The organism is Martinezella sp. CNPSo 3964, from assembly GCF_057784375.1.
The window spans coordinates 52,803-72,521 of the sequence record NZ_JBXSOW010000019.1 but is presented as its reverse complement, the minus strand read 5'-3'; the positions used below and the strand labels follow the sequence as shown (position 1 = coordinate 72,521).

General features: G+C 57.0%; 26 protein-coding genes and 1 tRNA gene. 17 read left to right on the top strand and 10 right to left on the bottom strand.

Annotated elements, in window-relative coordinates:
* Positions 1-180: 180 nt before the first annotated feature.
* Together cmk and AC13Q5_RS33860 are read right to left on the bottom strand one after the other, a co-directional pair.
* Positions 181-813 carry a (d)CMP kinase gene (gene cmk / locus AC13Q5_RS33865; RefSeq protein ID WP_488504764.1) on the bottom strand — a complete coding sequence of 211 codons (633 nt, stop codon included), beginning with the start codon at positions 811-813 and terminating at the stop codon, positions 181-183.
* Positions 814-841: 28 nt separating this feature from the next.
* Positions 842-1,477 carry an FMN-binding negative transcriptional regulator gene (locus tag AC13Q5_RS33860; RefSeq protein WP_488504763.1) on the bottom strand — a complete coding sequence of 212 codons (636 nt, stop codon included), beginning with the start codon at positions 1,475-1,477 and terminating at the stop codon, positions 842-844.
* A 356-nt stretch (positions 1,478-1,833) separates the two neighbouring features.
* Here AC13Q5_RS33860 and AC13Q5_RS33855 point away from each other — a divergent pair, with 356 nt between their 5' ends.
* From AC13Q5_RS33855 to AC13Q5_RS33835, 5 genes are all read left to right on the top strand, one after another.
* Positions 1,834-2,214 carry a TIGR02300 family protein gene (locus tag AC13Q5_RS33855; protein ID WP_075856746.1) on the top strand — a complete coding sequence of 127 codons (381 nt, stop codon included), beginning with the start codon at positions 1,834-1,836 and terminating at the stop codon, positions 2,212-2,214.
* A 152-nt stretch (positions 2,215-2,366) separates the two neighbouring features.
* Positions 2,367-2,442 (top strand) — tRNA-Ala (locus AC13Q5_RS33850).
* A 178-nt stretch (positions 2,443-2,620) separates the two neighbouring features.
* Positions 2,621-3,532 carry a HipA domain-containing protein gene (locus AC13Q5_RS33845; RefSeq protein ID WP_488504762.1) on the top strand — a complete coding sequence of 304 codons (912 nt, stop codon included), beginning with the start codon at positions 2,621-2,623 and terminating at the stop codon, positions 3,530-3,532.
* Positions 3,525-4,262: an HIRAN domain-containing protein gene (locus AC13Q5_RS33840; protein ID WP_488504761.1), complete on the top strand. Its 738-nt coding sequence runs from the start codon at positions 3,525-3,527 to the stop codon at positions 4,260-4,262. The genes AC13Q5_RS33845 and AC13Q5_RS33840 overlap by 8 nt, the downstream gene beginning before the upstream one ends.
* A 36-nt stretch (positions 4,263-4,298) precedes the next feature.
* Positions 4,299-4,982 carry a hypothetical protein gene (locus AC13Q5_RS33835; protein ID WP_488504760.1) on the top strand — a complete coding sequence of 228 codons (684 nt, stop codon included), beginning with the start codon at positions 4,299-4,301 and terminating at the stop codon, positions 4,980-4,982.
* Here AC13Q5_RS33835 and AC13Q5_RS33830 read toward each other — a convergent pair.
* From AC13Q5_RS33830 to AC13Q5_RS33815, 4 genes are all read right to left on the bottom strand, one after another.
* Entirely contained in the window at positions 4,979-6,067 is a 1,089-nt protein-coding gene (locus AC13Q5_RS33830; protein WP_488504759.1) for a hypothetical protein, read from the bottom strand. The two genes, AC13Q5_RS33835 and AC13Q5_RS33830, sit on opposite strands and share 4 nt — an antisense overlap.
* A 35-nt stretch (positions 6,068-6,102) precedes the next feature.
* Positions 6,103-6,633: an ImmA/IrrE family metallo-endopeptidase gene (locus AC13Q5_RS33825; protein ID WP_488504758.1), complete on the bottom strand. Its 531-nt coding sequence runs from the start codon at positions 6,631-6,633 to the stop codon at positions 6,103-6,105.
* A 189-nt stretch (positions 6,634-6,822) separates the two neighbouring features.
* Complete coding sequence (locus AC13Q5_RS33820) at positions 6,823-7,572, bottom strand: hypothetical protein (protein WP_488504757.1); 750 nt, start codon at positions 7,570-7,572, stop codon at positions 6,823-6,825.
* Positions 7,573-7,628: 56 nt separating this feature from the next.
* Complete coding sequence (locus tag AC13Q5_RS33815; protein ID WP_488504756.1) at positions 7,629-7,895, bottom strand: hypothetical protein; 267 nt, start codon at positions 7,893-7,895, stop codon at positions 7,629-7,631.
* 159 nt (positions 7,896-8,054) lie between these two features.
* On the opposite strand from AC13Q5_RS33815, the gene AC13Q5_RS33810 reads away from it, so the two are divergent.
* The 7 genes from AC13Q5_RS33810 (at position 8,055) to AC13Q5_RS33780 (ending at position 12,498) form a co-directional block, all read left to right on the top strand.
* On the top strand, positions 8,055-8,399 hold the full coding sequence (locus AC13Q5_RS33810) for a YdcA family protein (RefSeq protein WP_488504755.1): 345 nt from the start codon (positions 8,055-8,057) through the stop codon (positions 8,397-8,399).
* Between the two features lie 146 nt (positions 8,400-8,545).
* Positions 8,546-8,857 (top strand): hypothetical protein, encoded by a 312-nt coding sequence (locus tag AC13Q5_RS33805; protein ID WP_488504754.1) that lies wholly within the window; start codon positions 8,546-8,548, stop codon positions 8,855-8,857.
* 442 nt (positions 8,858-9,299) lie between these two features.
* Entirely contained in the window at positions 9,300-9,482 is a 183-nt protein-coding gene (locus AC13Q5_RS33800) for a hypothetical protein (protein ID WP_488504753.1), read from the top strand.
* A 5-nt stretch (positions 9,483-9,487) separates the two neighbouring features.
* Positions 9,488-10,240 (top strand): hypothetical protein, encoded by a 753-nt coding sequence (locus AC13Q5_RS33795; protein ID WP_488504752.1) that lies wholly within the window; start codon positions 9,488-9,490, stop codon positions 10,238-10,240.
* 326 nt (positions 10,241-10,566) lie between these two features.
* On the top strand, positions 10,567-10,812 hold the full coding sequence (locus AC13Q5_RS33790; RefSeq protein WP_075856747.1) for a GIY-YIG nuclease family protein: 246 nt from the start codon (positions 10,567-10,569) through the stop codon (positions 10,810-10,812).
* 99 nt (positions 10,813-10,911) lie between these two features.
* Entirely contained in the window at positions 10,912-11,634 is a 723-nt protein-coding gene (locus AC13Q5_RS33785; RefSeq protein ID WP_457878110.1) for a YoaK family protein, read from the top strand.
* 72 nt (positions 11,635-11,706) lie between these two features.
* Positions 11,707-12,498 (top strand): YdcF family protein, encoded by a 792-nt coding sequence (locus tag AC13Q5_RS33780; RefSeq protein ID WP_488504751.1) that lies wholly within the window; start codon positions 11,707-11,709, stop codon positions 12,496-12,498.
* A gap of 66 nt (positions 12,499-12,564) precedes the next feature.
* On the opposite strand, the gene AC13Q5_RS33775 is transcribed toward AC13Q5_RS33780, so the two are convergent.
* Entirely contained in the window at positions 12,565-13,044 is a 480-nt protein-coding gene (locus AC13Q5_RS33775) for a hypothetical protein (protein WP_488504750.1), read from the bottom strand.
* A 141-nt stretch (positions 13,045-13,185) separates the two neighbouring features.
* Here AC13Q5_RS33775 and AC13Q5_RS33770 point away from each other — a divergent pair, with 141 nt between their 5' ends.
* Complete coding sequence (locus AC13Q5_RS33770) at positions 13,186-13,821, top strand: trimeric intracellular cation channel family protein (RefSeq protein WP_075856751.1); 636 nt, start codon at positions 13,186-13,188, stop codon at positions 13,819-13,821.
* Between the two features lie 75 nt (positions 13,822-13,896).
* Here AC13Q5_RS33770 and irrA read toward each other — a convergent pair whose 3' ends face one another.
* The gene (gene irrA / locus AC13Q5_RS33765) at positions 13,897-14,316 is read right to left on the bottom strand and encodes an iron response transcriptional regulator IrrA (protein WP_075856753.1); all 420 of its coding nucleotides are present in this window, start codon (positions 14,314-14,316) and stop codon (positions 13,897-13,899) included.
* Positions 14,317-14,613: 297 nt separating this feature from the next.
* Here irrA and fabA point away from each other — a divergent pair, with 297 nt between their 5' ends.
* The 4 genes from fabA (at position 14,614) to AC13Q5_RS33745 (ending at position 17,873) form a co-directional block, all read left to right on the top strand.
* Positions 14,614-15,129, top strand: coding sequence for a 3-hydroxyacyl-[acyl-carrier-protein] dehydratase FabA (fabA, locus tag AC13Q5_RS33760; protein WP_047635773.1), 516 nt, complete (start codon positions 14,614-14,616; stop codon positions 15,127-15,129).
* A gap of 53 nt (positions 15,130-15,182) precedes the next feature.
* The gene (fabB, locus tag AC13Q5_RS33755) at positions 15,183-16,406 is read left to right on the top strand and encodes a beta-ketoacyl-ACP synthase I (protein ID WP_488504749.1); all 1,224 of its coding nucleotides are present in this window, start codon (positions 15,183-15,185) and stop codon (positions 16,404-16,406) included.
* A 4-nt stretch (positions 16,407-16,410) separates the two neighbouring features.
* Positions 16,411-17,217 carry an enoyl-ACP reductase FabI gene (gene fabI, locus AC13Q5_RS33750; protein WP_488504748.1) on the top strand — a complete coding sequence of 269 codons (807 nt, stop codon included), beginning with the start codon at positions 16,411-16,413 and terminating at the stop codon, positions 17,215-17,217.
* A 77-nt stretch (positions 17,218-17,294) separates the two neighbouring features.
* Positions 17,295-17,873 (top strand): GNAT family N-acetyltransferase, encoded by a 579-nt coding sequence (locus tag AC13Q5_RS33745; RefSeq protein ID WP_488504747.1) that lies wholly within the window; start codon positions 17,295-17,297, stop codon positions 17,871-17,873.
* A gap of 63 nt (positions 17,874-17,936) precedes the next feature.
* Here AC13Q5_RS33745 and AC13Q5_RS33740 read toward each other — a convergent pair whose 3' ends face one another.
* Positions 17,937-18,569: a DUF1287 domain-containing protein gene (locus AC13Q5_RS33740; RefSeq protein ID WP_488504745.1), complete on the bottom strand. Its 633-nt coding sequence runs from the start codon at positions 18,567-18,569 to the stop codon at positions 17,937-17,939.
* Positions 18,570-18,667: 98 nt separating this feature from the next.
* Positions 18,668-19,684: a class I SAM-dependent methyltransferase gene (locus AC13Q5_RS33735; protein WP_488504744.1), complete on the bottom strand. Its 1,017-nt coding sequence runs from the start codon at positions 19,682-19,684 to the stop codon at positions 18,668-18,670.
* Between the last annotated feature and the right edge of the window lie 35 nt (positions 19,685-19,719).

The following is a 19,719-nucleotide window of genomic DNA, read 5'->3' as shown; positions in this document are numbered from 1 at the left end:
AAATCTCCTGGCGTGTCCTGATCATGCGATCTGGACACTGACGCGCCGGTGGTTCGCGTTAAACGGGCCTGACCCCAGTCCGCCTCCTTTTCGGGAAGCTATCCGGCGCTTGGACGGAATGTCAGGCTATTTTGAAATCGACGGTTTCCGGCGCGGGGCGCGCGAAAGCCGCTCATATTTTCAGGCATTTCGGCTCAGAGCGGCGTCGATGATCGATTTAGCCTTCTGAAACGCCGCTTCTATACTCATTTCTGAGGTATCTAGCAAGTATGCGTCTTCAGCCGGTTTCAAAGGGCTGTCGGTGCGGCCCATATCGCGTTCGTCGCGCCGCTTCACATCTTCGAAAATGGCGTCGTAGTCGGCGCTGCCGCCGGCCTCGATGATCTCGTCGTAACGCCGCTTGGCGCGAACCTCGGCCGAGGCGGTGACGTAAAACTTCACCGGCGCCTGCGGGCAGACGACGGTGCCGATGTCGCGGCCATCGAGCACGGCGCCCGGCGTCTTCTCGGAAAAGCGGCGCTGCGCTTCGACCAGAGCCCGGCGCACTGCCGGCATGACGGCGATCTTCGAGGCGGCCTCGCCGATGTCGTGTTGGGACAGAACGGTCCGGTCGAGCCCAGCCAGGTCGACCTTGCGCGCCATACCTTCGGCAACGGTTTCGTCATCGAGTGGCGATCCGGCATCGAGCAGCGCCTTGGCGGTCGCGCGGTAGGTGAGGCCGGTATCGAGGTGATGATAGCCATAGGCCTCGGCGATCCGACGTGCCAGAGTTCCCTTGCCGGCGGCCGCTGGTCCGTCGATGGCGATGATCATGTCTTCTCTGTCCCTAGCCGGTCTCTCGTTATTTGCTGTAGCGACGCACCAGATCGGCCATTTCCGCTGCCTCGGTGCGATCGATCGCTCCGAGGCCGTCGGCGACGCCCTGTCGGTCAGCCAGCGGCCGGTTCTGGCTTACCTTCCATTTGCCGTCAATCGTCTCGATTTCGATTTCGATACCGACGATGCCTTTCATCTGAGCTGCGATGAAGTCCGGCGGCGCATCCTCCACGGCCCATGGCTGAGCGCGGTCGCTCTCATTTTCGCCCGTCAGCGCGCCGATCTGCGCGCGCAGCCAGGCGGGGTCCTCGATCGTTCGCGCGGCTCCGCGCACCTGCACGATCGCATAGTTCCAGGTCGGCACCACCTTGCCGGTTTCCCGTTTCGTCGCGTACCAGGAGGGCGTGATATAGGTATCCGCGCCCTGGAAAACGACGAGGACAGGCGCACCCGCCGCAATCTCCTTCCACTGCCCGTTTGCCTTGGCCACATGCGCCTGCAGCGTGCCCTTCGGCGAAAGCTCCGCATTCAGGTGAAACGGCACGGCGTTGGCAATCAGCCCGCCGGCTCCGGCCGTAATGAGCATTCCCAGCGGATGGGCGCGGATCAGCTGGTGCTGCGTGCTAAGATCGTCTTCGCGATGATGGGGAGGCTGATACATGGCTTCGGTCCGTTATTGCTGCCATCACTGAAGGCCCTGCAAGGCAAGGCTTTCGCATGGCCTATGGCGCGGTCTATCAGTCCCTGGTTTCGATCGTCGCGCCCAATCTTGTCATCATAGCAAAAAAACACAAAAGCATCGCGGGGATGGCCTCGGATCCGATCTGGTCGACTTCGCAACGGCTCGTTGGCAAAGGCCGGCGGCGCAATGCATGAAAACCGTGTGCAAAGCGGCATGAACTTTAGCTTTGACAGAAACGGCCGCAACGATTAAGGGGACCGGCTGATATTTCCCTTAAAACGCCGGCTTCCCCGGCATTGCCGAATTTTCATTCGGCCATTCATGAGGCTTTGACAGTGGCGAAAGCGGAACTTGGAACAAAACGTACCGACCCCGATACCGGCAAGAAGTTCTACGACCTGAACCGGGACCCGGTGGTCTCGCCCTATACCGGCAAGTCCTGGCCCTTGTCCTTCTTTGAAGAAACCTCTGCTTCGAAGGAAGCTCCGGAAGAAGACGAAGTGGCCGAAGTCGATACCGAAAACACCGAAGTCGAACTGGTGTCGCTCGAAGATGCCGACGAAGCCGCGAGCGGCGACGACATTCCGGACATGGGCGATGACGACGTCGAAATCGGCGACGATGACGACGATACCTTCCTCGAAGCCGACGAAGATGAAGACGATGACGACATGAGCGACATCATCGGCGTCACCGGCGACGAAGACGACGTCTGATCCACGGACAAGTCGGCCCGGTGAACAAGAAAAGTTTCCCGGGCCGAATTTTTCGGCTTGCTATCTGTGAAAACCACAAGTAATAAGCCGCCACCCCGATGGGCGAAGCGCTCGGAAGGGACCCAGGGCCGGTAAAACGGCACCATCTTGATGGGGCTATAGCTCAGCTGGGAGAGCGCTTGCATGGCATGCAAGAGGTCAGCGGTTCGATCCCGCTTAGCTCCACCAATTTTCAGCTGTAAAATCAAAGGCTTGAATAGCTGATTTATCCGTCGAAATTGGCAGTCTTTCGTTGGGGAAGCGCCGGGGAAGCGCGAAACGGATTGATCCTCAATTTAATAGGGATCTTAAAGGGGCGAATTCCGTGGGTATCGCACATCGACCGCGTCAGAATTCGGACCAAATCGTGGACATCTCCGGTTGGGAGATCGACCCCGACAACCCTTACTATCCTGAAGGTAAGCAGCCGAAGAAGCTCCTGATCTCCCCTGGTCATGGTCTGCCACCGTTTCTCCTCCCGAACCATAAGTATCTCTTTAAGATGCCTACGGGGTGGCAAGAGCGTCAGATCTGGTCGGAGTTGATCGCTTACGAGATGTCACGTGGCCTCGACGTCCAAGTGCCGCCTTGCTTCATGGCTTATGACAGTGCGGAGGAGCAGACCGGTGTGCTGGTGGAGTTCTTCTACGGCTATCAGGGCGAACCACCTCTGCGGTTCATTCCCGGAAGCGACTTCATACATGCTTGGATGTCGAGCAACTACGACCGCAGACGCGGACGCCCACACGCCGTTCGCGCTAATCTCACCATTGCCAGGAGCCTTGGAATCTCGAACTACAAAGAATGGTGGGCAAAGGCGTTTTTGTTCGATGCGATTATCGGCAACGTCGACAGGCATCCGGACAACTGGGGTTTGCTCGCGCTGGCTGCGACTGGGAACAGTTACAATTATACGATGGCACCGTTGTTCGACAATGGATCCAGCCTCAGCTATGGCGAAAGTGATGAGCAGCTCTCTAGGTTTCAGGACCTTGATGCTTATATTCGTAGAGGACGGCACCACTGTGCCTGGGACGGATCTCTGAAAGGGGAGCGACATATGGCTCTCTGCTCCTCTTTCTTTGAAAATTATAATCCCGCTGGCGTCGCCGAGGAATTTATGATTCCATTCAACAATGACCTGATCGACGACGTGCTCGGTTGGTGTCGAAACTTTGAGTCCCCAGTTGAGTTTAGTGCTGTGCGTGCGAACTTTTTACGGACCCTTCTGATTCGTCGTCGCGAGCTACTAACCCATTTGTGTGCGGATAATGCCTAACCAGATCGAACATATCGTTGAACCTGATCGACTGCTGTTAACTTGGCAGACACTTGACGATTCAAAGACTAGGACACGGTTCGCCGTTGGCGAACTGAAGGCAGATTCGCGGCCATCATTCACTTATTTCTCGGAGGACGAGTTCCTTCGCCTGAACGGGAAGTCTCTAGCCGAAGTGCGATCGATCGGATATGCGCAATATCCGGCCTTCAACCCGACGAAGCTCCATCATACTGACGGTGTGCTCGATGCCTTCCTACGTCGTCTACCTCCGCGGAATCGTGCCGACTTCGATAAGTACATCAGCCATTTTCGAATCAGCGAAAGCGCCGATTTTTCAGACTTTGCATTGCTGGGTATCACGGAGGCAAAGCTGCCAGCAGACGGGTTCGCGCTTGTCGATCCGTTAGACGACACAGAAGAGGCACGGGAGTTGATGATCGAGGTAGCTGGCCACAGGCACTATCCGTGCGAATTGACTCGCGCGGTCGGTGAGGCTGTGGAGTTGATTCCGGAGCCTGAAAATCAGTGGGATCCGAGCGCCGTGATGGTGTTCGCCCATGCAAAGAAGGTCGGCTACATTAACAAGTTTCAGTGCGCGGCGTTTCAGAAGTGGATTCAGGAGGGCAGGGTGAGTGCGGTCATCGAACGAGTAAACGGGACAGTCGCGCATCCTCGCCTCTATATCTTCGCTCGCGTATCCGCTCGATTGACCTCACTAGCCGCTTGATAGCTCTTTGGCGTTGGCCCCGGCTGCCGATAACCTTTGACTTTCCGGAATTCTGAAGCCGATCATCATGGCTTCCTGAAACCTACAAGAAGGATTGTCGATTTTGGCCGAAAAGCCGTGCGGAAAGCTATGAATGAAAAACGGAACGATGCCTTCCGAGTAGATGCCGCCAATTTACCGGCGCGCTTTCCAACGCACTTTCATTCACCATCATTCTGGGAATGGTTGGGAAGAACAGTGGCGACATTCGGACAGCTGGAAGATACTCTCGCGAGAGCAATCTTCGCCTTTACCGGTACCAGACGCTATTCTCCCGAGGAGATTGAAGGAGCGTTCGAGAAGTGGATACCCGGTCTCGAGCAAACTCTTTCCGACACTCTCAATCCCTTAATCGACAAATATGCAGCGGCAGTGCGAGCGCATCCTGATGCGCAATTTAAGAATCTCGACGACCTCGTGGCGCATCTGAGAGACGCGTCGAAAATTAGGAACGCCATCTGTCACGGCGCATGGATGCCGCCAGACGCGAATGGATTTTCCGAATTGCGCTATTTTGCGAAAAAGGACGGAGCTTTCGATACCCGGATTGACGAAGCGTTTCTGCTGCAACTTCAACGTCACGTCACGGAGCTCGTCCTATCGATTATCAATTCTGTTACGGTAATGGGTTTTCAATTTCCAGGGTCATCCGGCCCCGGAATTCCGATTGTAAAAGCCTAATCTGACTTCGCACGAGATCTTTTCGGGCGCTTCCCCTTGCCGATCGACGGGTCTACGGCGAACTTCAAGCGCAAGAGAGCCTGGCTGGTATAATCAAGAACGTCCTGTGATATCTCCGATCCACCCTCGTTGCCGGATTTCTCAGCATCCTGAATGCCTTCCTGTCTTTCACTCGTTTCTTTAACGTTGACCTGCCAAATCGCTTTGTATTGATCGTATGAAGGCGGCGGTGGAATCATCTCTCCGGTTGGATGGAGCGGTAAGCTTGGAACGTCGATCCCTTCTTCTTCGAGGAAATCGTGAAGGTAGTCAAAAAGTGCGACCGGCGGGGCAAATTGGTCGCCAGAGAGCAACATTTCCCGTGCCGCGAGCTTTCGCTTATGCGCGTTGCGTTCCGTCTCTATCGAAATTACGGGGTAAGGGTGCCCACGCGCGACCCCTTTTAGCGACTCCCGACCGTGATATCGGAACTGGCCGCCGAACATATTGTTTTGGGCCGCATTCGCGAGAGCGTGGGCTAGACCGACGGAAATCGTAAATCGGTCCGTTGCCGAATTCTTTGCAATGCGAAAGCCTGCATCAATTCCAGTACCTAGAAAGTCGAATTTGTGGGGAGCTTCGTCGGCCTGCCGTTCGAAATCCTCGGTCGGATAGTCTTCGTTCTTATTCGTTGCGGCAACATTCCCGTCATAGATTTCGATGCTTATATTCTCAGCTGGGAACGCAGCCAACCAGCCGGACCCCTTCACATCAAGAGGGATGGCGTCAGCTTCAAGGCTCTGTCCGTACGCCTCGAGCGCTTTCAAAAACGCTGAAACACAGCATGCCACATGGTCCACGCTTCGGACCCGGCAACAGAAGATAATCTCGTCACCGATTGTTTTCCAAATCTTCGGTTGGTCGACGCCGGCTAGTTCCTGATGATTGGTCTCCGCAACCCTATAGGCAGCAGATAGAACCTCAGGAAAACGCTGATAGAACAACTTGAACCTGGTTACCCAGCCAAAGTTTGCCTGCTGTGTTTTGGCTTGCTTATCGAGGAATGACGATTTGTACGCAGTCGAGCCAACCAGGTCGACGGACATAAAGAGCCTGACACGATACTCAGGACACTTTTCTGTCACGGAATCCCCAGGCTCTTCACGCGGATCTCAGCAGCCTTTTCGCTGACGCCGAACAGCGAACTTGCCATCGCCACTCCACCTTTGCCGTAGACCTCCCGGAAGGGAGCCTCTGGCATAACAAAAGCGGCGGCAAACCAGTTCGCCTCCCACTCGCACCGCTGCAAAGCAGCATTGCTGTCATCCACCCACCGATACGCGCGCATCCCACTCTCAGGGAATTGCTTCTGAACGAGGGGGAAATGCAGAAATAGATGACCGAGTTCATGAGCTATTGTGAAACGATCGCGGCTAGCCGATGTCATAGAAGGCAGATAGATTGTGAACGCCTTCGTAGGCTCAACTCTTATGGATTCCGGCTTGGATTCTCCAATCGGATTCAAATAAGAAATGGCTCCGCCGACCTTTGATACGATCAATTCAATCGGTTCGCCGTATTGATAGGCAACCGAATTTGCAATCGCCTCCGCAAAGGCAGCAACACTAGCCTTCGAAGCCTGAGTGGGGATCGGATCTTTGTATTCGACCATGATACGTCTCCTTGCCGATCGACATCCTGCGTCGAATCGTACGCAACGGAAAGCATTTACATAGTGCTTTACTTTGACATTTTACACAACAAGTATTGACAAATTTCCATAAAAGAGTCCGCAGTCCGACTCGTACGGAAAATGCCTCGGTCTTACTACCGCCCGCGTAGTTCCGTTCCAGCTCGGGGTTTAGATGAAGCCGTCGAAAACGTTCTTTCGGGCGAGCTCCTTGTAGAAGGCAGCTAGCTTCAGGGACGCTGGCGTTGGGGCCGGCGCAAGCCATGAGAGATTTGCTCTGAAAGACGATATGAACGTGAGGAAGTCGACCGCCGAGATTATCTTATAGAAATTCAACGGTCGGCCGTAGTCAGCATCACGATAGGCACCATGGGTGATGCCGTGTCTGTTCGTTTTGTCTGCCAGACTGTAAAGTGCTGAATCTTTATAGACATAATCTCGCGTAAAATTTTCGAACGCGGCAAACATAGACTCGACTTCGTCCACGTCTCCCATTTGCTTCTGGCGGACCTCTGTCAGGCAATTTGCTGCAAGTGTTGTAAACACTTTGCGCACTCCGAGATCGGGAGACCCTTCTCCCCTCATGTTCAGGATCTCTCGACCGGCGCCCTCGATCACAGGAATTAAGCCGGCGACAGCAACATGGTGGAGTCCCGCAAAGTGAGCCGCAACGGCCTCGGCAATTGATTGCCGGTATTCGTTGATAACGGGAGTGAGCGGATATCGTTCACAGACCATAGCGGCGACGCCGATCGGCTCGTAGAGAGCGGCCATACGGTGTTCAAGTTCATCCTGGCTGAAGCCGCCATTTGAGGCGCGAATTGCGGCCGCCAACGATGCCAAAGGCCCCATCTGAATATAGGCCGGAATGAACCAGCCAACGCTGTTAAAGTCCTGTTCCCATTCCTCAAGCTTGCGCATGCCAATGCCCATTAGACCAAACGCAAACTTTTCGCCTGCGCTCGTAACCGTATGCCCTAATCTTGCAGGAAAGGCTTTCCCTGACCGGTAGTCATGCTAAAGCCTGTTAGGAGTTCTCTGGTCCAAGAGATCAACTCCATGGCGTCCATAGCCTTCGTTTCCCGCTCACGTATCGCATAATAGGCTCGGCTAAGCCGTTCCTCATATTTTTCCGTAAAGCCTGGATGGATCGCTTCCAGCTCCTGCACAAGACAGGTCACCAAGATAGACATTCCATACTTGGCATCGTGGATCTGCTCTTCGATGGTGCCGCGGTCTGACATGTGCTTCTCCTGCAGTCGTCGGGAACTTATGTTAGCCGATCAGACTACATCCACCAATGCGAGAAATGTAGAGATTATCTACCGCAACAGACTCACCTTCGATCATTCTTGCTTAATACCGCCATCCGAAGCATTGTCCTTTCATCCATGGGAGGAGCAATGGAAAAACTGGCTATCGTTCTGGCTGCAGCATTCTTTGTGGTACCGGCATCGTTATGGGCACAGAACACCCCCTGCAGCGGCCACAAGGGTGGCATCAACCATTGCCAGGGCAACACTTTTGTTTGCAACGACGGATCGGTAAGCGGTAGCAAGAAATCCTGCCCAGCCTATACCGGTGGCCTCGGGATGGCCGCAGGCCTGATGGGTTCAGGGGCGACTGAAATGGCGCCGACCGAGACCGGCGACTGTTCGTGTGACAGTGGTAAATACTGCACCGGTCCTCGCGGTGGCCGCTTCTGCATGACCCATGAGGGCAAAAAGAGCTATATGCGGCACGACTAAACAGTGAGACGAAATCAAAATCCGGATCTATGGACTCGCCGCTTAGGCGAAATCTCGGCATCGACATTCGCCCGTGTCCGGGCAATGATTATTCACTTCGCCCGTCGCGTTTGGTATCGGATTCAAACATTATCTAGGAATATCACATGCAGCGAATGGCAATGGCGATTGCATGCTTTTTCCTTTTTCTCCCTTGCAATTTAACTGTTGCCGGCATGATGTCGGATTATGACAGCTCCACAGACAAGGCTTTGATTGATTGTTTAAGGGGACACCCTATTGCCGGAGAGAAGGATCACACCGGCCAACAGGCACTAGCCGATGCTGAGGTTCACCAGAAGCAGTGCGAATCCGAGGTCAGAGCTTCTTTGCTTGAATGCCGAGTTGCCGGAAAGTCCGACGATGTCTGTATTTGGGCGCTTATGGCATTCATGAACCGATCTGTTCAGCAACCATAAACTCGATCGCAGGCGCAGAGCGGGCCGTGGAAGACATCAGAAAATTGGTCTCAACGCCATTGCGCGGATAGCGTTCGCATCCAGAACAAGCAGCAGCAGATCGTTTATATAATATTTTTGCCGACCCTTGTCTTTTCTCATGCCGCGCGTTTTCAAAACTGGCATGGATTAACCTTTGGAGGAATAGATGCTGAATACCGGCAAATGCCCGAAATGCGATCATATTCCGCAAGAGCTATATTACGAGGCGTCGTCAGCGCGACCTCAGTTCGGTAATGGATTTACCTATAGGACTGTGACTTTAATTTGCCCGAACTGCTCAACAATTTTAGGCGTGCAACTTAATCCTTTTGCAATCCGCGACGAGATCATCAAAGAGTTCAAGAACAAGTAATCGGCGATCGAAAATGCCGCCCTGACAATGATCACGGAACGGTGCCACATGACCTCTGATCTCACTCATGAGTTTGACCAATTGTCGAAGCTGATCGCGGATCTCGCTGATGACAGAATAAGAATTGTACGCGACGGCGAAGATATAAAGGCCGCGCTGATCCATGAAGCCCAAACCCATATCGAGTTTCTCAAGAGAGAGATGGAAGTCCTCAAAGGACGCGCCACGTAGAGCTATTGAAAATCGCCGCGCCCGGTCACCCGGTGTTCGAATTCCAGAGTGGAAAGGATCTACTCAAAAGTCTCGACATCTTTAGTTTGCTGACGCAGGCTTTGCTTGTTTCAAGGAGGGAGCAAAAAATGTTCCAGGCAGTCCCGTTGATAACTAGCGGCTTGTCTCTGGTTGCGTTTGTTATTGCAGTGATTGTTCAGGCCTACCGGTATCGCCTCAAAGGAATTCGCTCTAACCTCGCAACCGTTCCGACGGCAGATCGTTTGGAGGCTCTACGGGTTGCGCAAGAATACGTCAGTGTTGACATTTCATCGTTACCACCATCCAAAAAGCTGGAAATCGTCATTCAGCAGCTTCGGATAAAAGAGCAGCGTCAATGGCAAATTACGATAACCGTTCTTGTTATAGCTGTTTTGTTCGCCTCCGTGTCCGCGCTTGCTATACAAAAAGAGGGGAATCCTCCCCCCACAAGTCCATCCGTAGCTGCTCAGACGCCTCCCGCTCCGCCGCTGATCACACCGGTTATCTCCGAATTCATCGTGTGCAATGCGGACGTAGATAGCTCTGGCAAATGCCCTCGCAATGACTTCTTCCGTCATATTGGCCACTCTGCCAACGCCGAGGATATTCAAAAACTGGCTTTGGAGATTTGCGCCGACAAGGGCCTCAAACCAAATGGCAACGGAGGCTACATGAAATCGGATAGCGCGGGCGGTAAATGGGGCGTCAACGTGATCGTTGTCAGGTGCCAAAACTGAAGCATCGAGCCTTGGTTATGCCGCTCGATCCTTCTGCTTGCAGCCGGCTGGCAGCCGCCACTAAGGCCTTGCATCAAGGATGAACTTCACATTAACGGGTCCGTCATGTTTCCTTCAGTTCGCTGCGCCTACTCTGCAACCAACGTCCCCTACGGGCTTCGCGTGGTGTAGCCGCGGGAAACCGTTAGGCCGAAGCAGTGCCCGGCAAAGCCCGCAGGGCGACGACGGGCTGAAATCTTCTCAAAACATTTGCAGATACCAAGGCAAGCTCGATTGCTTATAGAATTTGCGTTCGAATCACCGGATGCCAATCGATCGAGATGCGGATGTGGTACGTTTACATCCTTCAAAGCGTAAATTTTCCTGACCAGCAATATACCGGATCGACCTCGGACCTTAAACAGCGGCTCGCCGACCACAATGCCGGTAAGTCGACTCATACCGCGAAATTCACGCCCTGGATCCTCCTTTGGTACTCGGCATTCCCGGACAAGTATCGGGCATTGGAGTTTGAGACTTATCTGAAATCCCACTCAGGCAGAGCATTTGCAAAGAAGAGGCTGCTCTCATAGGTGCTGCTCATCTTCTGTTTAGAGATGATTTGATCCATCCTCCGCATCCCCCAATTTCATGCTAGCCTCCAACCCTCCTTAACCCACCCCGAATCGCCCATGACCAGACAGCGCCGCCGTCGTCTCATCAAGACCCGCCGTACCGTGACGGGGCTCTTGCTCGTTGCCTCGATCGCCTTTCTCGCCGGCATGACCGACGCCGTCGGGCTGATGCTGACGGGGAATTTCGTGTCCTTCATGACCGGCAATACGACGCGGGCGGCGATTGCGCTGGGGACGGGGGATTTTGGTCATGCGGCGGTGCTGTTCTCAGCCATACTGACCTTCATTGCCGGCAATGCACTCGGTATCGTCGTTGCCCATGCGGCGGATCGGCGGGCTTTTGTCGTGCTTGCCTGTGTTAGCATCCTTCTGGCCGCGGCCGCGGGCTTTACCGCGCCATCGCTGATTCTGGTGCAGTTTTATCTGGTGGTGCTCGCTATGGGCATGGTCAACGCCACGGTCGAGCATATCGAAGGCCTGCCCATCGGCCTGACTTACGTCACCGGCGCGCTCTCGCGATTCGGCCGCGGCATCGGCCGGTTTCTTCTGGGCGATCGGGATTTTGCCTGGCGGGTGCAGATCGTGCCCTGGAGCGGCATGATATCGGGCGCCATCATCGGCGCGCTTCTCGCCAATACCCTTGGTGCCCGAGCGCTCTGGCTGGTTTCGATGGTCGCGCTGGCGCTGGCGCTGGTTACTCTTTTCATCCCTCGCCCGCTGCAGCGCCGCTTCAGCCAGCGGCTGACGATGGCGGCTCCCGCGGCGCGACGGGCGAAATAGCCACATTGCGGTGCACAAAAATCTGCTAGGGAGGAAAACGAATCGTTTTGCCGACAAGCGTAAGGATATGCCGTGTTCGTTTTTTCGAAACTTGTCTGGATTTTCGGTCAGCCGCTGTCGCTGGCCTTTCTCTTCGTCCTTCTGGCATTCATCGCCGTCCTGCTGCGCTGGCGCGCCACCACCATCATCTCGTCGCTCCTATCGGTGCTGATCCTGTTCGTTTCGCTCTATACGACAGCCGGTGCCTATGTCGTTCAAACGCTGGAAGAGCGCTTTCCGCATCCGACGGCCGATCCCGCCGATCTCAAATGCATGATCGTTCTCGGCGGTGCGACGCAAAACGAGGTGACGACGGCGCGCGGCGGCTACGAGCTTGATTCGGCCGGCGATCGCCTGATCGAGGCGCTGCGTCTGGCGCAGAAATACCCGCAGGCGCGCATCGTGATCTCGGGCGGCGATGGCTCGATCGGCGGCACCTATGAGGGCGATGCCGTGATTTCCGAGCGCTTCTTCACGGCGCTCGGCATTCCCACAAGCCGCATGGTCGAGGACAAGACCTCGCGCACCACTTTCGAGAATGCGGTCAACACGAAGGAGCTGCTGGCGCAGAACGGCCTTTCCAATTGCCTGCTGATTACGTCCGGCTTCCATATGCCCCGCTCGATGGGCATCTTCCGCAAACAGGGCATTGATGTCGTGCCCTGGCCAGTCGATTATCGCAGCACCGGCAAGGAAAGCCTCGGCTTCGATTTCACCCAGCCCTCGCGTAATGCGCAACTATTGGCGACAGGCCTGCGTGAGTGGGTCGGTCTGGTCGGCTACTACGCCGTCGGCCGCACCTCGGCGCTCTATCCCGGGCCGTGACGACGTGCCCGGACCGTAACCACGTGTCCGGACCGTGACTGGCTGTCCGTCTTTTCCTGATATCGCTTATTTCTTCGAGATCGTGACGAATTTGACGCCGCGCACCCTGACGGTGATTTCGCAGACGGCTTCGCCATCCTTGCGGTCGCAGAAGCGCGGATGCATTTTCATGACCAGCACCATGTTGCCGAAGCGCTGGATGAAATCATAGCCGTAGATCTGCGCGGTGGCGATCAGCAGATAACCACCCTCGGCAACCTGGACGTAGAAATTATAGGGGCAACCCTCGTCGGTGCAGTAGGGACCTTTTTCGCCCTTGCAGGTGATCTCGCCCTCGTTGACGACGATATCCATCAGTTTGTCGTTGTTGATGTCCTGCTGGGTGGCGAAATGATCGCCGAAGCTCACCTGGCCGTCGCAGCTCTTGGTAAAGTGATCCTTCTCATAGGCCACGGGGTCCTGCAGGATCGCTTGCTGCGCCTCGGCGACGACGGGCATCATGACGAGTGCGACGAGATTGAAAATCACGATCAACAGGGATTTCACGGGGGGATTCCTCTTCGAAGCGTCGCCTCGGCCACCATAACAGCCGCAGCCGCTGCGACATCTTTGCACGCGCCTGCTTGCGCGACCCTTGCCGTCATGATTCATTTCGGAAAAATCGCCGACCTCCCGTTGGAGTTTTCGATGTCGCTTCTCTCGTTTCTTGATTATGCCGGCGTCGCTCTTTTTGCCGCGACCGGCGCGCTCGCGGCCTCGCGCAAGCAGCTCGATCTGATCGGCTTCCTGTTTCTGGCGGCCGTCACCGGCATCGGCGGCGGCACGCTGCGCGATATCGTTCTCGGCCGGGTACCGGTCTTCTGGGTACTGAACCCGACCTATATCGTCATCTGTGCCGTGGTCGGCGTGCTGGTCTTCTTTACCGCGCACCTCTTCGAATCGCGCTATCGGCTGCTCATCTGGCTCGATGCCGTCGGGCTGTCAGCCTATTGCGTGATGGGGGCGGCCAAGGGCATGGCGGCGACGGGTTCGCCGACCGTCGCCATCGTCACAGGCGCGCTGACGGCGACGTTCGGCGGCATCCTGCGCGATCTGCTGGCAAACGAGCCCTCCGTGCTGCTGAGGCCGGAGATATATGTCACGGCCTCGCTCGTCGGCGCCGGTGTCTTCACTGCCGCCAATGCGACCATGCTGCCGCTTTACGCTTCTGCGGGATTGGGCGTGATCGCAGCCTTTGCGGTGCGCGGCGGCGCACTCTGGTTCGGTTGGACCTTCCCGACCTATCATCATAAGCCGGGTCGTCATCCGGACGATGTGATGTAGCTGGAGGCGGTAGGAATTAGGCAGTGGGTAACAGCAAATGGCTGGAAGACAATTCCATTGCCTATTGCCCACAACTTACCGCTGCTTGCGGCGCAGACGGATCACCACGTCGACATGGGCAATTTCCATGCCCTTCGGCGGCTCCGGCAGATTGTCGATCGTCAGGTTGCTGATCGGGATATCCAGCACTTCGTTGTGGCCTTCCACGAAAAAGTGATGGTGATCGGAGACGTTGGTGTCGAAATAGGTCTTGGTGCTCTCGACGGCGAGCACGCGGATCAGGCCGGCTTCGGTGAATTGATGCAGCGTATTGTAGACGGTGGCGAGCGATACCGGAACGCCGGCAGCGACAGCTTCTTCGTGAAGCTCTTCCACGGTCAGATGGCGATCGCCTTTGGCGAAGAGAAGATCACCGAGTGCGATCCGCTGCCTGGTCGGCCTCAGGCCCACATTGCGCAGCCTGCTCTCTATCGCGATTTCGGCTTCTTCCGCCATTCAGGGACTCCGGATTCCTGATCTCTATAATTCTTTACTAAGCCATATAACTTTTGCCTTGATTGCTTTCAATAGTTTCAATGGGGTGGGAAGGTGCTCAAAAGCCGGAAAAATCGGGCTTTTGCCGCATTTGGCACTGGTAGCGGCTCTGGCGTTCCTGTATGCGACCACCACATAAGAGCTAATGCGTTCGATCGGATGGGTGAATGAGAGTGTGATGGTTGCGCTTCATTTTCTGTCGATCTTGCACTAAAGCTTCACATCCATCGGCATTCATGCGGGGGAAACGGAATTTTTATGACGACGAGACAATCCAGCTTCAATTACGAGGAAATCCTGTCCTGTGGCCGCGGCGAGCTGTTCGGCCCGGGTAACGCACAGCTTCCCCTGCCGCCGATGCTGATGGTCCATCGCATTACTGAAATTTCCGAAACGGGCGGCGCCTTCGACAAGGGCTTCATCCGCGCCGAATACGATGTACGCCCCGATGATTGGTACTTCCCCTGCCATTTCGCCGGCAATCCGATCATGCCGGGCTGCCTCGGCCTCGACGGTATGTGGCAGCTGACCGGCTTCTTCCTCGGCTGGCTCGGCGAGCCCGGTCGTGGCATGGCGCTTTCGACAGGCGAAGTGAAGTTCAAGGGCATGGTTCGCCCGGACACGAAGCTTCTCGAATACGGCATCGACTTCAAGCGCGTCATGCGCGGCCGTCTCGTCCTCGGCACCGCCGACGGCTGGCTGAAGGCCGACGGCGAAACCATCTATCAGGCGACAGACCTGCGCGTAGGCCTGTCCAAGGACAAGGTTGCCTGAACCGCGGCACCGCCGCCTCCACAAAGACAGATGTTTTAGAAAAGGTCATCGACATGAGACGGGTAGTTGTTACGGGTCTGGGTATTGTCTCTTCGATTGGAAACAATGCTCAAGAAGTGACCGCCTCGCTGCGCGAAGCCAAATCCGGTATTTCCTTCTCCTCTGATTTTGCCGAGCACGGCTTCAAGTGCCAGGTCTGGGGCGCGCCGAAAATCGATACGACCGACCTGGTGGATCGCCGGGCCATGCGCTTCCTGTCGCAAGGCGGCGCCTGGAACCACGTCGCCATGAAGCAGGCGATCGCCGATAGCGGGCTTGAGGAAGGTGACATCACCAACGAGCGCACGGGCATCATCATGGGCTCCGGCGGCCCGTCGACCCGCACGTTGATCGAGGCGGCCGACATCACCCGCAAGAACAACAGCCCGAAGCGCATCGGCCCGTTCGCCGTGCCGAAGTCGATGTCGTCGACCGCCTCGGCAACGCTTGCGACATGGTTCAAGATCCACGGCGTCAACTATTCCATTTCGTCCGCCTGCTCGACCTCGGCGCACTGCATCGGCAATGCCGCCGAGATGATCCAGTGGGGCAAGCAGGACGTCATGTTCGCCGGCGGCCACGAGGATCTCGACTGGACCATGTCGAACCTCTTCGACGCCATGGGCGCCATGTCTTCCGACTTCAACGAGAACCACCCGGAAACCGCCTCGCGCGCCTATGACGCCAAGCGCGATGGCTTCGTCATTGCCGGCGGCGCCGGCGTGCTGGTTCTGGAAGAGCTTGAGCATGCCAAGGCACGCGGCGCCAAGATCTATGCCGAAATTATCGGCTACGGCGCCACTTCGGACGGTTACGACATGGTCGCTCCGTCGGGCGAGGGTGCGGTACGCTGCATGCGCCAGGCGCTTGCCACCGTGAAGGGCGACATCGACTACATCAACACTCACGGCACCTCGACGCCGGTGGGCGATAGCAAGGAAATCGGCGCGATCCGCGAAGTCTTCGGCGACAGGATTCCGCCGATCCAGTCGACCAAGTCGCTGACGGGCCATTCGCTCGGCGCAGCAGGCGTCCAGGAATCGATCTACTCGATCCTGATGATGCAGGAGCGTTTCATCGGCGAAAGCGCTCATATCACCGAACTCGATCCGGAATTCGAAGGCGTGCCGGTCGTGCGCAAGCGTATCGACAACGCCAAGTTCGATATTGCTCTTTCGAATTCCTTCGGCTTCGGCGGCACCAACGCCACGCTCGTATTCCAGCGCTACAACGGATAAGGCAATGATGGGAATCATGCAGGGTAAGCGCGGCCTCATCATGGGCGTCGCAAACAATCACTCGATTGCCTGGGGTATTTCGAAGGCGCTTGCAGCCGAAGGTGCGGAACTGGCGTTCACCTTTCAGGGCGAGGCGCTCGGCAAGCGCGTGAAGCCGCTCGCAGCCGAAGTCGGTTCCGACTTCCTGCTGCCTTGCGATGTCGAGGATCTGGCTTCGGTCGATTCCGTCTTCGACGCGATCAAGCAGCGCTGGGGCAAGCTGGACTTCATCGTCCACGCCATCGGCTTTTCCGACAAGAACGAGCTTAAAGGGCTCTATGCCAATACCACGCGGGAGAATTTCACCCGTACGATGGTGATTTCCTGCTTCTCCTTCACCGAAATCGCCAAGCGCGCCGCCGATCTGATGACCGAGGGCGGCAGCATGCTGACGCTGACCTATAACGGCTCGACGCGCGTGATCCCGAACTACAACGTCATGGGCGTCGCCAAGGCCGCTCTCGAGGCTTCCGTCCGCTATCTCGCCGCCGACTACGGCCCGCGCGGCATCCGCGTCAACGCGGTTTCCGCCGGCCCGATCCGCACGCTGGCCGGCGCCGGCATTTCCGATGCCCGCGCCATCCTCTCGTGGAACCAGCGCAACGCGCCGCTTCGCAAGTCCGTCACTATCGATCAGGTCGGCTCGTCGTCGCTCTATCTCCTGTCCGACCTGTCGGCAGGCGTGACCGGCGAAATCCATTTCGTCGATGCCGGCTACAACATCACCTCGATGCCGACGCTGGAAACGCTGTCGAGCGCCGACGCCGAATAAGCGTTGCGATTTGAATTATCCTTCCGGTCTTTGGCCGGGAGGATCGAATTTCCGGGTATCCTTCCAGAGGATTCGCGATGATATCAAACGACGCGGAACCTTTTGCATCGACCGACCGCCTCATCCTCCGTCGCTTTGTACCCGAGGATTTCGAAGCTTACTGCGCTTATCGCTCGCTGCCGGAGATCTATCGTTATCTCTACAGCGATCCTCCATCGGAAGAGGAGATGCGGGAGCGTTTCGATGCGAGTTTCAATACGCGCTTGTCCGATGATGGCGATATTCTCCGCTGCGCGGCGGTGCGCCGTCAGGATAATGCCCTGGTCGGTCAGGTCAGCTTGAAGATTGCAAACAAGGCGGCTCTGCAGGCCGAGGTCGGCTATATGTTCAATCCAGCCTATGCCGGCAAGGGTTACGCCACCGAGGCGGCTGCCGCCATCATCACCCTCGGCTTCGAAAAATTCGGCTTTCACCGGATCTTCGCACGGCTGGATGCGAAGAATGCGGGCTCCGTCGGCGTCGTCGAACGGCTCGGCATGCGCCGCGAAGCGCACCTCATCGAGAACGATCGCTTCAACTGCGTCTGGGGCGACGAGTATGTCTATGCCGTGCTGAGCCGCGAATGGGCTGCAAGAGCGCCGGATCGGGCGCATTGATCCCCACTCGATAAGGTCTGACGAAAGTTCAGCCGCCTTGTTCTGTCTTGCGAGGATGGTCCCTCAAAGAGCTGCCGCCTCTGGCGCGACGCGGAAATGCCCAGTGCGCTGATAGGCAAACAGCGTGTCGTCCTCCTTTGCGCCAGCGCCTATGTTCTGGATCACCAGCGGACGGCCCGCGGCCTCGCTCGACATGCCGGAGGAGATGATGAGGATATGCGGCAGGTTACCCGGCAAGAGCTGCGTGACGAGATCACCCGGCTGATATTGGCCGACATCGTCGTTGACCGGTAGCGCCGTTCCCCTGCGGCTGAAATAGGCGGCTAGATTGAGAACGCGCCGATGATCGATGTTGCTGTCAGGCTTTTTCAGACCCCAGGCCTGGGGATAGCCGGAGAAATGGGTGCTCATGTCCTGGTGCAGCAGCTTCTGCAGGTCGAGGCCGAAGGCACTGCGATAGGCGCGGATGATGACGTCGGCGCAGACGCCACGCTCAGGCGGCACATCACCGCCCGGATAGGCGATACGGACATAGGCGGGATCATAAAGCGTCGTGACGCCGATCTGGCTGCGTGCGGCGGCGACCAAGGCCGATTGCCAGCCGGGCTTCACTTCAGCGCGGCACACGGCTGGAAATGCCGAGGCGAGCGCGAGAAGGCCGGATTGAAGCACGCGCCTGCGTGTGATGCCCATCATTCGCGTCACGATCCCCCCACGGCTTCGAATATGCGGTGAAGCGAAGGGGAGGATATGACGGTGGCTTAATTGAGGTCGGGGCCGTTGCGATCCCGCTCTTACTTCTTCGCCCAGAGCACCTTGTAGCGGGCATTGCGGCAGGTCTCGCCGAATTCCTTGAAGTTTTCTGCCAGTACCGGCTCGTAGGGCAGGCCGCGATTGGCGACCAGCATCAGGCGGCCGCCGCTGCGCAGCGCCGAAGCCGCGGTCTTGATCATCGCCTGGCCGAGCGAAGGCTCGGCGGCATGGCCCTCGTGGAAGGGCGGGTTCATGATGATCAGATCGTACTTGTCCTTGACCGGCTCGCTCGCCAGATCGTGCCAGAAGAAGCGCTGGGCGACTTTCGGGCAGTTTGCCAGGAGATTGGCGCGGGCGGCCTCCAGGGCGCCATAATGGGCCTCGTAGAGGTCGATACGCTCGATCCTCGGCGACTTGGTTGCGAGCTCGACCGAGAGATAGCCCCAACCGGCACCGAAGTCGGCGGCGTCACCGGCAAAATCGGTCGGCAGACGCGAGGCGAGCAGTTCAGAGCCGGCGTCGATACGGTCGTGGGAGAACATGCCGGGCGCCGTTGTGAAGCGGCCCTCGACCTCAGTCGCCGGCTTTGCGAGCTGGGCCGTCAATGCCTTGATCTCGGCAGGGCGGGCAAACCAGAAGGCAACGCCGTGATACTTCGGCATATGCTCGACTGAGAGGCCGAAGCCTTCGATGCGCTTGCGCAGCGGCTGGATGCCGTCTTCCTTGCCGCCGGCAACGACGATGAGGCCGCCTTCCCTAACGCGAACAAGCGCTTCGGCGATATGATCCTCGTTCTCGCCCTTGTGCTTGGCGCAAAGCACCAGCGCGCCGTCATAACCTTCGCCTTCGATGTCAGGCGTCACGTTGATGCGCTGCGCCTGTAGTTGGCGATAGAAGGGACGGAAGCCCTGGACGGCGGAAAGCTCGGCGGCAAAACCCTCCGGCAGCGCGAAGCCCGCCTCGGCGCCGAGAAACAGGATGCGTTCACCCTCGCTAGGCGCCTCGACGGTGCCGGAGGCAAAGGGGTGGAACAGAGTCTTCAGGGCATCGCGGCTCATGGGCGTGGTCTCGTCATGGGAATGGGTTTCTCTGT

What these genes read in the sequence shown, in the direction of transcription:
- cmk (WP_488504764.1), bottom strand. Translation starts at nt 813, where the DNA reads ATGATCATCGCCATCGACGGACCAGCGGCCGCCGGCAAGGGAACTCTG.
- AC13Q5_RS33860 (WP_488504763.1), bottom strand. Translation starts at nt 1,477, where the DNA reads ATGTATCAGCCTCCCCATCATCGCGAAGACGATCTTAGCACGCAGCAC.
- AC13Q5_RS33840 (WP_488504761.1), top strand. Translation starts at nt 3,525, where the DNA reads ATGCCTAACCAGATCGAACATATCGTTGAACCTGATCGACTGCTGTTA.
- AC13Q5_RS33830 (WP_488504759.1), bottom strand. Translation starts at nt 6,067, where the DNA reads ATGTCCGTCGACCTGGTTGGCTCGACTGCGTACAAATCGTCATTCCTC.
- AC13Q5_RS33825 (WP_488504758.1), bottom strand. Translation starts at nt 6,633, where the DNA reads ATGGTCGAATACAAAGATCCGATCCCCACTCAGGCTTCGAAGGCTAGT.
- AC13Q5_RS33820 (WP_488504757.1), bottom strand. Translation starts at nt 7,572, where the DNA reads ATGCGCAAGCTTGAGGAATGGGAACAGGACTTTAACAGCGTTGGCTGG.
- AC13Q5_RS33815 (WP_488504756.1), bottom strand. Translation starts at nt 7,895, where the DNA reads ATGTCAGACCGCGGCACCATCGAAGAGCAGATCCACGATGCCAAGTAT.
- AC13Q5_RS33810 (WP_488504755.1), top strand. Translation starts at nt 8,055, where the DNA reads ATGGAAAAACTGGCTATCGTTCTGGCTGCAGCATTCTTTGTGGTACCG.
- AC13Q5_RS33805 (WP_488504754.1), top strand. Translation starts at nt 8,546, where the DNA reads ATGCAGCGAATGGCAATGGCGATTGCATGCTTTTTCCTTTTTCTCCCT.
- AC13Q5_RS33800 (WP_488504753.1), top strand. Translation starts at nt 9,300, where the DNA reads ATGACCTCTGATCTCACTCATGAGTTTGACCAATTGTCGAAGCTGATC.
- AC13Q5_RS33790 (WP_075856747.1), top strand. Translation starts at nt 10,567, where the DNA reads ATGTGGTACGTTTACATCCTTCAAAGCGTAAATTTTCCTGACCAGCAA.
- AC13Q5_RS33785 (WP_457878110.1), top strand. Translation starts at nt 10,912, where the DNA reads ATGACCAGACAGCGCCGCCGTCGTCTCATCAAGACCCGCCGTACCGTG.
- AC13Q5_RS33770 (WP_075856751.1), top strand. Translation starts at nt 13,186, where the DNA reads ATGTCGCTTCTCTCGTTTCTTGATTATGCCGGCGTCGCTCTTTTTGCC.
- irrA (WP_075856753.1), bottom strand. Translation starts at nt 14,316, where the DNA reads ATGGCGGAAGAAGCCGAAATCGCGATAGAGAGCAGGCTGCGCAATGTG.
- fabA (WP_047635773.1), top strand. Translation starts at nt 14,614, where the DNA reads ATGACGACGAGACAATCCAGCTTCAATTACGAGGAAATCCTGTCCTGT.
- fabB (WP_488504749.1), top strand. Translation starts at nt 15,183, where the DNA reads ATGAGACGGGTAGTTGTTACGGGTCTGGGTATTGTCTCTTCGATTGGA.
- fabI (WP_488504748.1), top strand. Translation starts at nt 16,411, where the DNA reads ATGATGGGAATCATGCAGGGTAAGCGCGGCCTCATCATGGGCGTCGCA.
- AC13Q5_RS33745 (WP_488504747.1), top strand. Translation starts at nt 17,295, where the DNA reads ATGATATCAAACGACGCGGAACCTTTTGCATCGACCGACCGCCTCATC.
- AC13Q5_RS33740 (WP_488504745.1), bottom strand. Translation starts at nt 18,569, where the DNA reads ATGATGGGCATCACACGCAGGCGCGTGCTTCAATCCGGCCTTCTCGCG.
- AC13Q5_RS33735 (WP_488504744.1), bottom strand. Translation starts at nt 19,684, where the DNA reads ATGAGCCGCGATGCCCTGAAGACTCTGTTCCACCCCTTTGCCTCCGGC.